The 13,955-nt window shown below is 43.1% G+C and carries 10 protein-coding genes and 1 other annotated feature; all 10 genes read right to left on the minus strand.

Annotation, left to right across the window (positions count from 1 at the left end):
- Positions 1-36: 36 nt before the first annotated feature.
- On the minus strand, positions 37-1,299 hold the full coding sequence (hisS, locus tag SporoP17a_RS02035; RefSeq protein ID WP_083031742.1) for a histidine--tRNA ligase: 1,263 nt from the start codon (positions 1,297-1,299) through the stop codon (positions 37-39).
- Positions 1,300-1,373: 74 nt separating this feature from the next.
- Positions 1,374-1,592: a binding site (T-box leader), on the minus strand.
- Between the two features lie 238 nt (positions 1,593-1,830).
- The gene (gene dtd, locus SporoP17a_RS02040; protein WP_083031745.1) at positions 1,831-2,271 is read right to left on the minus strand and encodes a D-aminoacyl-tRNA deacylase; all 441 of its coding nucleotides are present in this window, start codon (positions 2,269-2,271) and stop codon (positions 1,831-1,833) included.
- 15 nt (positions 2,272-2,286) lie between these two features.
- Positions 2,287-4,485 (minus strand): RelA/SpoT family protein, encoded by a 2,199-nt coding sequence (locus SporoP17a_RS02045; protein ID WP_083031748.1) that lies wholly within the window; start codon positions 4,483-4,485, stop codon positions 2,287-2,289.
- 148 nt (positions 4,486-4,633) lie between these two features.
- Positions 4,634-5,146 carry an adenine phosphoribosyltransferase gene (locus tag SporoP17a_RS02050; protein WP_083031751.1) on the minus strand — a complete coding sequence of 171 codons (513 nt, stop codon included), beginning with the start codon at positions 5,144-5,146 and terminating at the stop codon, positions 4,634-4,636.
- Positions 5,137-7,188 (minus strand): single-stranded-DNA-specific exonuclease RecJ, encoded by a 2,052-nt coding sequence (gene recJ, locus SporoP17a_RS02055; RefSeq protein WP_083031753.1) that lies wholly within the window; start codon positions 7,186-7,188, stop codon positions 5,137-5,139. Before recJ ends, SporoP17a_RS02050 begins: the two co-directional genes overlap by 10 nt.
- Positions 7,189-7,373: 185 nt before the next feature.
- Positions 7,374-9,263 carry a group II intron reverse transcriptase/maturase gene (gene ltrA, locus SporoP17a_RS02060; RefSeq protein ID WP_083031756.1) on the minus strand — a complete coding sequence of 630 codons (1,890 nt, stop codon included), beginning with the start codon at positions 9,261-9,263 and terminating at the stop codon, positions 7,374-7,376.
- 711 nt (positions 9,264-9,974) lie between these two features.
- Complete coding sequence (locus SporoP17a_RS02065) at positions 9,975-10,265, minus strand: single-stranded DNA-binding protein (RefSeq protein WP_083031758.1); 291 nt, start codon at positions 10,263-10,265, stop codon at positions 9,975-9,977.
- A 470-nt stretch (positions 10,266-10,735) separates the two neighbouring features.
- A complete protein-coding gene (locus SporoP17a_RS02070) occupies positions 10,736-11,095 on the minus strand; it encodes a LapA family protein (RefSeq protein ID WP_083031761.1) in 360 nt (119 codons plus the stop codon).
- A 71-nt stretch (positions 11,096-11,166) separates the two neighbouring features.
- Complete coding sequence (gene secDF, locus SporoP17a_RS02075) at positions 11,167-13,434, minus strand: protein translocase subunit SecDF (protein WP_083031764.1); 2,268 nt, start codon at positions 13,432-13,434, stop codon at positions 11,167-11,169.
- A gap of 130 nt (positions 13,435-13,564) precedes the next feature.
- Positions 13,565-13,876 carry a post-transcriptional regulator gene (locus SporoP17a_RS02080; protein ID WP_167693363.1) on the minus strand — a complete coding sequence of 104 codons (312 nt, stop codon included), beginning with the start codon at positions 13,874-13,876 and terminating at the stop codon, positions 13,565-13,567.
- Positions 13,877-13,955 lie beyond the last annotated feature (79 nt).

A 13,955-nucleotide genomic window follows, 5' to 3' on the forward strand; every position in this document is an offset into this window, starting at 1 on the left:
GAACGGAAATCCCCATGACATTTCCCTGTTAACGTTTTACTTCTTCAATTCCCCAATCAATTCTTCAACCGATACTTTTTTCTGTTCGCCGTCCGCCATGTTCTTCAGCTGGACGACGTTTTCGTTCACTTCGTCTTCGCCGATGACTATGACGTGGTGCGCTTTCAAGCGGTCGGCGGACTTCATTTGGGCCTTCATCTTGCGGTCCATATAGTCCATCTCGCTGCGTAAACCATTCTCGCGTAGCTTGCCAAGAATTTCGAAGCCTTTTTCTCGTGCTACGTCGCCCAATGTGACGATGTAGACGTCGAGTGAAGGTTCGTCTGTAAAGGACTTTTCTTCTGCCTCAAGTGCTAGTAAAAGTCGCTCGATGCTGAGGGCGAATCCGATGCCTGGTGCTGCTGGGCCGCCTATTTCCTCAGCGAGTCCGTTGTAACGCCCGCCGCCACATAGAGTCGTGATTGCGCCAAAGCCTTTAGACGTGCTCATGATCTCGAATGCCGTGTGGTTGTAGTAATCCAGTCCCCGTACAAGATTCGGATCGTATTCGTACTCGATGCCTGCGATGTCTAAATAGCTCTTCACTTTCTCAAAGTACACGCTTGATTCTTCATTGAGATAATCAGCAAGTGATGGAGCTGTTTTCATCAATGGATGTTCTCTATCCACTTTACAATCCAGAATGCGCAATGGGTTTTTCTCCAGACGGTTTTGACAGTCTGAGCAGAATTCGCCAATGTTCGGGCTGAAGTGTGCAATTAGCGCTTCGCGGTGTGCGTCACGTGATTCTTTGTCGCCAAGTGAATTCAGTACAAGTTTGATATCCGTCAAGCCCGTTTTCTTATAGATGTTCATTGCCAACTCGATAACCTCTGCATCGATAGCCGGATCATCACTGCCGATTGCCTCTACGCCGAATTGGACGAATTGACGGTAACGGCCAGCTTGTTGACGTTCATAGCGGAACATCGGCCCCGTGTAGTATAGCTTCACAGGCTGATCTGCATAGCCAAACATCTTGTGCTCGACGAATGAACGCACGACAGGTGCTGTACCTTCTGGGCGCAACGTCATCGAGCGATCTCCTCGATCCGTGAATGTATACATCTCTTTTTGCACAATATCTGTCGTATCACCGACTGTGCGCTGGAATAATTCCGTTTGTTCGAAAATCGGTGTGCGGATTTCCTTGTAGTTGTAGACATCACAAATCGAACGAGCGATCTTTTCAACGCGCTGCCACTTCCAAGAAACATCAGGTAGAATATCCTGCGTACCGCGGGGAACTTTAAAATTCATTAGTAAAACTCCTTTCGATGATCTAATAACGGGCGAACTTTCTGAGAACACAAAAAAGCTCCCATCCCTAATAAAACAGGGACGAGAGCTTGTAGCTTCCGCGGTTCCACCCAAATTGACACAAAAGTGCCCACTCGAATCCGGATAACGGCCGGTTCCGTTCACGCCTACTAATTTCAGCATGAATCCTCCGTGGTGTTATTCGCTTTACGGTACTGTCAGGGAATTTCAGCCAAGTCCCCTGTTCTCTTTCCAGCCTGAAGTAAAGGTATTTTCCACATCATCGGTAAATGTATTAATTCGATTACTATCTATGTTAGTCGTAACTGCGGAAACTGTCAACTTGTTTGACGATTTATGTGTAATGGTTATAGTTCGCAAATGCTCATACAAAACGTATATCCGCTCTATTTCCATTCATAAGCGCTCAATCAAACGTTGCAATCGCTCTATCGCACCTGCAATCCGCTCATAGACTCGCGACAAGCGCTCTATCAAACACCGCAACCGCTCATAAACCGCATTCCTCACTCACCTAGACTCAATCATCAACGTCACAGGACCATCATTCGTCAACTGTACGTCCATCATCGCACCGAACTGTCCTGTCTCTACGTGAAGTCCGTGACCGCGTAGCTGTTCATTGAAGTATTCCCATAACGGTTCCGCTACATCGGTTTTCGCCGCCTCGATAAAGCTTGGACGACGCCCCTTTTGTACGTTGCCATACAAAGTAAACTGGGAAACTGAAAGAATGGCACCATCAACTTCTTTAATTGAACGATTCAATTTCCCTTCGTCGTCTTCATAGATACGCAAGCCGGCGACTTTATTGGCTATATAGTTGGCATCTTGTTCAGTATCGTCATGTGTGATGCCGACAAGCAACACATAGCCAGTTGAAATAGAACCTGTAATTTCTCCGCCTACTGTTACGGAAGCGTCTTTTGCACGCTGTAATAATACTCGCATGTTCACACCTCCTATTTAGTTCATCACCCGTTCTACGGAATACACATCTTTGATCTGTTTGATTTTATCGACAGTGCGTTGTAGATGTGTAATGTTTTGAATCTTGATTGACATGTGGATATGGGCGATATCATCTTTATCCGCTTTGCCACTCACTGCGATAATCGGTGTATTCATATCCGCTACCACCATCATCACTTCATTCAGCAATCCTTGTCGATCGAATGCGGAAATTTCAATATCGACTTGGAATTCTTTACGAACTTGATCGTCCTGTAATGCCCATTGCACTTCAATGATACGTTCTTGCTGTCCTTGTTCAGACAATACGTTCGGACAATCGGTACGGTGAACGGAAACCCCGCGGCCTCGTGTAATAAATCCAACGATGTCATCGCCTGGTACCGGGTTACAGCACTTCGAAATACGTATGAGCATATTGTCGATGTCTTTGACGATTACGCCTGATTCCGTCTGTTTCTCCGGCTTTGGTGTTTGAATTTCTGAGACGATTTTATCAATCGTTTCTTTTTTCGCGCGTTCTTTGCGCATCCGCTCGGCTAGTTGATTGACTACTTGTTGCGCAGTAATGCCACCCGAACCGACTGCAGCGTAGAGGTCTTCTTCAGAAGTGAAACTGAATTTATCAATGGTACGTTGCATATTTTCTTTACTTAACGCTTCCTTGATATCATACTCTTCCTCTTTCAATTCCTTCTGAATCATCTCGCTACCTTTGTCGATGTTCTCGTCACGTAATTGTTTCTTGAAATATTGGCGAATCTTATTTTTCGCCTGGGATGTATGCGCTAATTTCAGCCAATCACGGCTTGGACCAAATGACTGTTTCGACGTCAGAATCTCGACGATATCACCAGTAGATAACGACGAATCAAGCGGCACGATTTTCCCATTCACTTTAGCACCGGTCGTCCGGTTCCCAATTTCGGAATGCACACGATAGGCAAAGTCGATCGGTACAGATCCTTGTGGTAATTCGATGACATCCCCGTCCGGTGTAAATACATAGACCATGTCTGAAAATAAATCGAACTTCAATGACTCCATAAATTCTTGCGCATTGGACGATTCATTTTGAATTTCCAAAATCTCACGGAACCAAGTCAGTTTCGAATCGATATCACTAGAAAGCTTTGCGACTTGTTTACCTTCTTTATACGCCCAGTGTGCCGCCACACCAAATTCCGAAATTCGGTGCATTTCTTCCGTCCGAATTTGTACTTCGAGCGGATCTCCCGCAGGTCCGACAACTGTCGTATGAATTGATTGATACAAATTTTGTTTAGGCATCGCGATATAATCTTTAAATCGTCCGGGCATTGGCTTCCACAATGTATGGATAATTCCAAGTGCCGCATAGCAATCTTTAATGCTTTTTACGACGATACGAACTGCCAGTAGATCATAAATTTCATTGAACTCTTTTTTCTGAATGACCATCTTTTGATAAATAGAATACAAGTGCTTCGGTCTGCCATGAATTTCTGCAGCGATCCCCATTTCATCCAGTTCGACACGCATTTGATTCATGACGTCTTTCAAGTATTGTTCACGTTCTGTCCGCTTTTGCTTCATGAGATTTACGATACGATAATACTGTTGGGGGTTGGAATAACGCAATGCGATATCTTCGAGTTCCCATTTAATCGTGGAAATTCCGAGACGGTGAGCGAGTGGAGAGAAAATTTCTAATGTTTCTTCCGATACACGGCGTTGCTTCGCTGCTGGAACATGCTTGAGTGTACGCATATTATGCAGGCGGTCTGCAAGTTTAATTAAAATGACACGGATATCCTGTGCCATCGCGATAAACATTTTGCGGTGGTTTTCCGCTTGCTTTTCTTCGTTGGACCTAAATTTTAATTTATCGAGCTTCGTCACACCGTCCACAAGCATCGCAACTTCATCGCCGAATTCACGGATAATATCTTCGCGACTGATTTCCGTATCCTCTACTACATCATGCAAGAAGCCGGCTGCAACCGTTTCTGGGTCCATTTGAAGACCCGCCAAAATACCAGCTACTTGAATCGGATGGTTGATATACGGTTCACCTGAAGTCCTAAACTGACCTTCATGCGACTTTTCAGCCATTACATATGCCCGCTTAATAAACTCAACGTGTTCTTCGTTCATATATTTGGCGACCAGGTCGTATATATCTTGTTCTGTCAGGTCTTGATTTTTCGCCATGGACTTACCCCTTTCTTCCTATTTCGTAAATATTTAGATAATAAGTTTTAGTAGTATATGTATAATATCACCTATATGTAAAGTGAATCAAACCCAGAGCCTCTATCTATATAGCAAGAATCCTCCGCATTAAGCGGAGGATTCCCCATCAGTACGTAATTAATGCCTTGATGTTTTCATTCGTCAGCTTTTTTCGACCATTCAAGTACGAAAGTTCGATCAAGAATGCACAGCCAGCTACTACACCACCAAGTTTCTCAATCAATTCGACTGTCGCACCGACTGTACCGCCAGTTGCCAGTAAATCATCAACTACGAGAACACGTTGGCCAGGCTTGATAGCATCTTTGTGAATCGTTAACTCATCTTGTCCATACTCCAGGTCATAAAAGACTGAAATCGTTTCGCGTGGTAACTTGCCAGGCTTACGAACCGGTGCAAAACCGATTTCAAGCGCGTAAGCAACAGGACATCCGATGATGAAACCGCGTGCTTCTGGGCCTACGATAATATCGACGTTTAATCCTTTCGCATACTCGACAATTTGGTCTGTCGCATATTTATATGCTTCCCCGTTATCCATGATCGTCGTAATGTCCTTAAAGCTGACACCCGGCTTCGGATAATCGTCTACAGTCGTTACATACTTTTTTAAGTCCACAATTTTTCCTCCTCAACAGCTTCCGTCTCGCGCAAAGAGTCGAATACTTTCTTTAAGTCCTGATACGGAGCATAAAGCAACAACTCTTCTAGTTTGATCTGCTGTTGGCGTTTTTTATAGGATGGCGCTTCTGCCAAGTCACGTTTACCTGCAGAAGTGAGCATCGTCACCTTACCATTCTCTAGTGTAACAAATTCTAGTTCATAAAACACTTTTGTCATGAATTTTATCACATCTTTTTTCCAACCTTTATGTTTGGAAAGCATATCGATTTGATTATGCAGATCAAATGTCTCACGTTTTTTCAAAAAACTGTAATACCAACCAAATTGTTGACGATCCGGCATCTTTTCGAAGTACATCGAATCATGTACATGCAGATGTAGATACACTCGGCCAGCAAGCGTCTTTTCCATTACTTGCTTCAACTGTTCTTCAGCTGGTGGCATATCGAGTAATACGATAGAAAAAGACGGTTGAAGTTCGTCGCGCCCAATCAAAGCGATTGGAATGTTTTTAAAGAACGGCGCAAAATGTTGAATCGCTTCTTCACTAAACGCAATAAATTGTGCTTGGTCTGGAATCATTGGCAACCATCTAGCGGGATCTCGAATTCCACGGTAATCGAACAACTGCCACTCGTCACATTTTACATCGTCGACAAGTAATTGGGCTTTTTTGTTACCGTTCCACTCGTTGATTTGCAGATCACCTGTCAAACTAAGCTTACTTTGCGGTGCCATTTCGTCCGCCAATGCTCCCGCTCCAAAAAATATCGCATCTAGACGTTCACTACGATCACCCATTTCAAGCTTTAAATGATCTTTCGCTGAACCGATTTTACGAACAGAGATCGTATCGAGCTGTTCTAATAAGAAAACCGGTTTCGGGAATCCCATACCAAACGGTCGAATTTTTTCCAGCGCTTCGATCGACGCAATATCTATTTCATCCAATGCCAATGGCACATCGATGGATACTATAGGTTGCAAATCTTCTTTCGTCAATACTTCTTTCGCCTGTTCATTCAAATTCGAACGCAATAATTCAACGTCTTCTATTTTCAATGACATCCCGGCAGCCATCGCATGCCCTCCGAAATGTGGCAGGATCGATGCATTTTTCGATAGTTCCTTATACAAATCAAAGCCCTCAATGCTGCGTGCAGAACCTTTGGCCATTCCTGTTTCTCGATCAAGCGACAAGATGATGGATGGACGATAGTATTTCTCCGTCAGTCTCGATGACACGATCCCGACGACCCCCGGATTCCAACCTTCACCTTCTATGACTAACACGTGAGGCACATGATCGCCATAACGGATTTCCACTTGCTCTTGCGCTTCTTTTGCAATTTCTTTCACTAATTGTTGCCGTTCTTTATTCAAATCATTCAATTCTTCCGCAATTCCAAGCGCTTGTTGCTCATCTTCTGACTTTAATAAATCAACCGCTGGATCTGCGTCACCCAGTCGGCCCGGGGCGTTTAGACGAGGTCCGATCGTAAAGCCGATCGTTTCTTCTGATAAAGCGTTCTGTTCATGACCACTCACTTGCATCAATGCTTTAATGCCTGGACGCTGCGTGCGGCGTAATCTGCGGATCCCTTCTTTGACCATGTAGCGATTTTCATCTTCTAGCGGTACCAAGTCTGCGATCGTGCCGATTGCGACGAATTCCAGCAAGTCAAGCGGCGGCTCTCCGAGTAAAGCAGAGGCTAGTTTGAACGCCACCCCTACACCTGCGAGTTCTGCGAATGGATAATCGCCTTCTGGATGTCGGGGGTGAATGACCGCGTCTGCCTTGGGTAATACGTCGCCCATTTCGTGGTGATCTGTTACGATGACCGTCATCCCAAGCGACTTCGCGAAGGCGATTTGCTCGATGCCTGAGATTCCGTTGTCTACTGTGATCAGAACTTCTGTGCCTTCTGTATGTAGTTGTTCAAAATAGTCGCTGTTCGGTCCGTAGCCGTGTTCGAAACGGTTCGGAATCGCGAAGTTCACTTTCGCGCCAAGACGTTCGAGCGCGGTCGTTAGCACGGTGACGCTTGTTACGCCATATAGTGATAGGTAAACCTTTGAAAGTTATCTCCGGCTTTTCCCCCACTTCACACCGTGCGTGAGACTTTCACCTCACACGGCGTTCTATCGAAAAATTTCAAAACTTTGGTAATCTACATAACTTAACAGAATTCACTTGTTCGTTGGTATGTCTAATCGTCCAATTAGAGTGTTACTTGCTGTAGTTCCAGTTTCTTTCGTAGCGTATTTATTTTATTCAGGCTTTGTGAGTTGGTTAGTAACTTTTTATACTTTGAGATTATTTCTTCATCTTTTGCATGTATTAAGATGTGAATGTCTTTATCAACGAGACAGAGGTTGTTATATTGGTCAGTACCACCTTGCAACCGTGGTACTTTGTGATGGCAATGAATCGTCATCGGGTTTAACATTTGCCCTGTTACATGGCATTTCCCTCTTTGTGCACAGTATAATGCAATACGATTATCGTTGTACTCTATACTTCGCTGTGGAATTGGATGCTCCATCAGAAATCGAAGTATACTGATATCAACAGTCGCCAGATTTTTGTGAATTTCTTCTCTGCCTTCTTTTGTATACGCATTTACTGTGTTACGCTTCATCATCGGATTCTTATGTTTAATATATCCAATCGGAAGAAGCGGATCTCGTGATATATATCTTAATTGTTTGCTCTTCCCGTATTCTTTCTTAATAAAATCAGATGTTATCACACCTGTTTTCTTAATTCGCCTTTTCATACGATGGTCTTTCATACATGCATTCACTTCGTATGCAATGTTCCCCATGTCTTCGGAAATCATTGTAGCGGTACGGAAATATTGATGAAGTCCTATTACAGTCGAGTTGTAGAGTGCTATTTTTCTTGCTTGGTCGTTAACACCGCTATCATATCGAATACCGTTTATGATTTGCTTCAAGTTTTTCTTTGTGCGTTGAACTGCTTTGTCGCACATATGACTCTTCACAACCCATTTCTCACCTTTTGGAATTAACTTCATCTTAAACCCTAGGAATTCTGAGTAGTCCTTTTTGAGATTCACTATTTTTGATTTGTCTTCGCTTATTTCTAAACCAAGTCTTTCTTTCAGCCATTTTTGTACTGCGATAAATAATCTTTTGGCGTGATTAGGATTACTGCAAAAGATTTTGAAATCATCTGCATATCGAACAATATAACATTCCTTCAGCTTGGATTTCCTGAGCATCCTGTATTTGTAACCTTTATCAGCGTGATTATTTTTCTTTTTATGGTATTGCAGATAATCCTTTTGAGTAGGAATATCCTCCCACTGGCTTTCAATCCAACGATCAAGTTCATTCAGAACAATATTAGATAATAATGGAGATAGGATGCCACCTTGTGGCGTACCTTTCCCATTCTCAATGATTCGACCATCCGGCAACTTGATTTTTGCTTTAAGCATTTTCGAAATAATAGTGAGTAAATTCTTATCTTGAATACCCATTGCCCACATTTGTTTTAACAACTTGGCATGGGACACGTTATCGAAGAATCCCTTAATGTCTATATCAATTACATATGACATTTTTGAATTCTGCATAAGACGATAACTTTGAGCTATCGCATTCTCTACTGAGCGGTTCGGTCTAAATCCATGACTTCTCCCCGAGAATTTTGCTTCCACTATGGGTTCAAGAATTTGCAATATACATTGTTGGACGATCCTATCCCAAATAGCGGGAATTCCTAATGGTCTACTTTTTCCATTTGGCTTTGGTATTTCTACTCGTCTAACTGCTTTCGGTTTATAATCTCGCAGTTTGTTTCTAACAAAACCAACAAATTGCTCCTCGGTCAGCTCGGAAATATGATCGATTGTTCGACCATCTACGCCAGCCGTTTTGCTGCCTGTATTTTTCTTGATATTTCGATACGCCAACTTAATGTTTTCAACTGAACTAATCATGGACATTAAGTTTTTAAAAGAACTGTCATTTTTTCTTTGTTCATGCAACATGTCAAATGTATCTTGCATGTGATAATACTCTGCGTTTCTGAGCTTGGACTTTTTAACATGTTTAACGATTTGTGAATTTGCCACAGACATCAACCCCTCTCTCAAGTGGTGATTCTTTTAGTCATACTCGAATCTGTGTCTGTTATGCATTTATAAGTCTTTGAAATTTCCGACTAGAGCCTATTCCTCCACCACTTATTATCATGGTTTCAAAGGTACTATGGCTCCACTCTCACGAATGGTAAATCAGTTTTAATAGGTCGCCCCTTTATATACCAAACTGCTTCGTAGGTAGGTTAATACCTCCACATCCATCGCTTTCCACGTTCCAATTTCTTTATCCTTACATATATCCTTAGGTTTCTCCTATAGTCCTGTATGCTTGAACTTGCCTATAACAAGTTATGGGTTTTCATAACGCCAGATTTTTACTCGCCCACACATACGATGGCACTGCCACCTGTCACATTTCTGTGACAACTACGTCTAGACCCGTACATTCAGAGATTCGTCAGTGCTTCTGCAGCACATTCTAACCATAGATATTTTATGGACTCCCGGCATATAGGAAACACCATCCACCTCTGGACAGTTTTCGTGTCAGGTACTCGCTATGCTTTCCCTAACTTACGGTATCTCTCTGCCGACTTCACCGAGCTTCACACCTTTCAATTTAACCATTGAGAAGGCATGTCGGAGTATTAGAGTAGGCGTTTCAAGGCGTTACCCAATCATTCCACCTATCAAGAAATCAGTTCTCCTAGGGATTTTAATCGACTCCCTAGTGTCTAACCTTTTCAGTTAGAAACGTGTCGCACCCGCGTCATAATCTCCAAATATTGTAAATTGTTGTTGTGTGTCGATTGCATGTCGGATGCGATCGACGGCTGTTTGCATGTCGTGTAATAAAAATGGATCATGCAAGTTGGACTCGTCCATGTGCAAGTACGCGTTTGCTTGTTCGCTTGTGGTGATCCCGCGTGCGACGAGTATTTTTGTCAGCATAGTGGAAAGGTTCAAGTCTTTCGCGAGCTGGTTGACGAGTTCTTCGTCTGGCCGATCAATTTGCCATCTTTTTTTGGATTGTATCAATGTTTTCACATCCTCTGTTCTTATTATAGCGAATGTGGATGGAGACTGAAAGGAAACGATATGGCTAGAAGGAGTAAAGCACCGTTGATCGACATTCCAGGCGGACGCTTTCCGGAGGGCGTGGCCCGAGCCGCTTCCCTCACTTCGTTCAGTCCAGGGTCTCGAACTCACGCTAATCCTCTCGGAGTCGCCGCCTTCCACTTACGATCAACTACCCTATGCTATCCACGTTGAAAGGTGCTGTAAGTATAGTGGTGTTAATAATCACCTCACTCTTATTACGAGCAAAACCAATAGCTCTTGTAAAATCCACGATTAAAGCAGCTTATTACACACTAACAAATCACATGCTCAGCTAACCCGTGCATTGATCTCTACCAACGTTACATTCTCGCACTTCTTCTCCTCAGAAAAACCAACACAAAAACCACAGCAAGCCGCACATCACAACCTGCTGTGGTAAGACCTATTTAGTACAACTCTTTCGGTGGAATAATCTCCGCTTGAACTAGTGGTGGTTCCATCAACGCATCGATGCGCTCTTCCATTTCTTGCATTTGTCTACGCTGCGCTGTCAACTCTTCTTCCTTCACCTGTAACTGCTTTTCCAACTCCTTCACACGTCGTCCACTTCGATATGATTTATAAATAGCGAAGAAACCACTAATGACCGCGCCAAGTAATGCTGACCCCAGGATAATGAGCACAAGTGGGATCATTTCCGTTCCAAAGAAGTAATTAACCGGTACAGATTCTACATTAAATACAGCAAACAATGCGATTAACACAGCAAATAACAAACCGACTAAAACCGTCCATTGAAATCTCATATGCCTTTTCCTCCATTCAAAAAAGCAGGATATACCGAAGTATACCCTGCTCTTTATATAGTTCAAACGTATTACACAACCGGTTCGTCTGAGCCCCATTGTTTTTTCTCTTTTTCTACTTTCATTCCACCATTCTTCGAAATTTGCTTTCTCTTTAGGTCGAACCAAAGTTGAGAAGAAATGAAGATGGAAGAATACGTACCTGCCAGCAAACCGATCAATAGTGCGACGGAGAATGGTCGAATCGATTCTGCACCGAGTGCCATTAATGCCACTACAACGAAGATGACTGTCAGCACCGTGTTCACTGAACGGCCAAGTGTTTGTCGTAATGATTTATTGACGATTGCCGCCAACTCGTCGTCATTATTAATATGTTTCGAGCGATTCAAGTTTTCACGTATTCTATCGAAGGTGACGATCGTATCGTTTATAGAGTAACCGATAATCGTCAGTACCGCAGCGATGAATGTGATGTCCACTTCAAGTCGCAAAATACTGAAGATCGCAATCATGAAGAACGCGTCATGCAGTAAACCGATAATTGCTGCTAGACCCATGCGCCATTCGAAACGGAACGCTACGTAGATGATGATCCCTAGAGCCGCAATTGCTAATGCAGATATCGCATTACGCACGAGCTCTTTTCCTACCGTATTGGAAACCGTCGAAACGTTTGGTTCTGCACCGTATACTTCAGATAGCTCTTTTTTGATTTTATTGACTTCTTCTTGTCCGAAGTCTTCTTTATATCGTGCAACCGCAATATTCTTTTCATCGCCTGAAATGACGACGTCGGACGTTGGGTGGCCGATTTCTTCAAGAAGCTTTGTTACTTCCGTTTCATCGAGCTGTTGTTCAGCAAGCATTTCCACACGTGTACCGCCTGAGAAGTCGATTCCCAAGTTGAGCTTGAAAACGCCGAGCATAATAGCTCCAACAAGCAATAAGACGATAGAAAGCGTATAGAAACGTTTTCTCGAATGAACGAAATCAAAACGGTCAAATTTCGTCGTGAGATCCAATGTCTCATAGCCTTCATCTGCTGAATGGACTTGTTTCTTGTTTAATCCAAACCAGCCCACTTTATTGTCAAGGTACCCACTGTGAACGAGTAGTCCAAGCAATAGACGAGATCCCCAAACCGCTGTTAGGAAACTGACCAAAATACTAATAATGAGCATAGTTGCGAAACCTTTAACAGAGCTTGTACCGTAAATGAACAATACGACTGCTGCTAAGAGTGTCGTGATGTTCGCATCGAGGATTGCGGTGAACGAAGACTTCGCTCCGGCCGTAAAGGACGTTTTAATCGATTTTCCGACACGCAATTCTTCTTTAATCCGCTCATAGGTGATGATATTGGCATCGACTGCCATACCGACCCCGAGCATTAATGCGGCAATACCTGGTAGTGTCAATACCCCATTGATTAATGTGAACACTAGCAAAATCAAAAAGATATAAACAGAGAGTGTGACGACTGCGATAATCCCTGGTAAACGGTAATAGAGTGCCATAAAGATAAAGACTAAGCTGACACCGACAATTCCAGCAAATATCGTTTTATCTAGTGCTTGTTCACCAAATTGCGCACCGACAGAAGTCGAGTAAATTTCTTCTAAATCAACAGGCAATGCACCAGCGTTCAAAATACCCGCCAAGTTTTTCGTCTCTTCAATAGAGAAGTTACCTGAGATCTCAACATTTGAAGAGTTGATCGTTTTAGACACATACGGAGCCGAGATGAAAGCGGGGTCCGCCTTCATTGCTTCTTCTTTAAAGGAGTGTTCTCCTTCGATGAAGTCCAACCAAATAACGAGCATGTTATCCGGCTTCATTGCTGCAATTTCAGAAGTCACTTCTCCAAATTTATTTGGATCTTTCATTTCCAATGTAACAACCGGGTTGTTATTTTCATCGAAATTGGCTTTTGCTTTACCTTCTTTCAAATCATTTCCGTCAAGCATCAATTCATCATTCGCATTACGGAATGATAGGTTGGCTTGGGTGGATAATAATTCACGGGCAGTTTCCTGATCTTCTACCCCGGCAAGCTGAACGCGGATTCGGTTGTTTGATTCGATTTGGATGCTAGGTTCGTTTACACCGAGCACGTCAATACGATTCGTCAACGCGCGTGCCGTATCGGCAACTGTTGACTCCGTAATCTTTTGTCCTTCTTTCAATGGTTTCACTTGATACAGAACTTCGAAACCACCCTGTAAGTCAAGGCCTAACTTGACGTCTTTTAAAATCGGACTCGTCGTGGAAAATACCGTTGATGCCAAAATGACGATAAGCAGCAAAAACGCGACGATCCTTCCTCTGTTTTTCATATTTCCTTTTCCCCCTCATATACTAGAGCGGCATAGCACCTGTTATGTACTTTCTTCTCTCATTGTACAACATACCAATTATGAAACAGTAGGTTGTCTGTGTCAAATACTTCATGATAGGAATTGCAAATCAATCCGCTTTTTTAGGCGAAAATAACACAGACCATTCCTCTTTACTCAACTCCAACACATCTTCACTGTTGCGTTGAGCTTCGGTTTGCGTATGCGTCATGAACTGTGCCGCCGTAATGGCCAAAACATCCGAAATCATTTCATAAGAACGCATCGCAGAAATATCTTTTTTCCGCCACTTTTTCTCCACTACATATTTCAGTAAATCTTCCTCCGTAATCTCCGAGTAGCCGTAAAACGTCAATTCTTTCTTTTTACTTTCTAGTGCAGGGAACAACTGTCTATATAAGTCTGTCAACTGTTGATCCAACGCCACTTCCCCCCTCGTGTATAGTTCCGGAATAAACTTGATTATATCACATACACTTAACTATATTTGGGTTTTGCCC

The sequence above is a fragment of the Sporosarcina ureae genome, assembly GCF_002082015.1.
Classification (GTDB): domain Bacteria; phylum Bacillota; class Bacilli; order Bacillales_A; family Planococcaceae; genus Sporosarcina; species Sporosarcina ureae_A.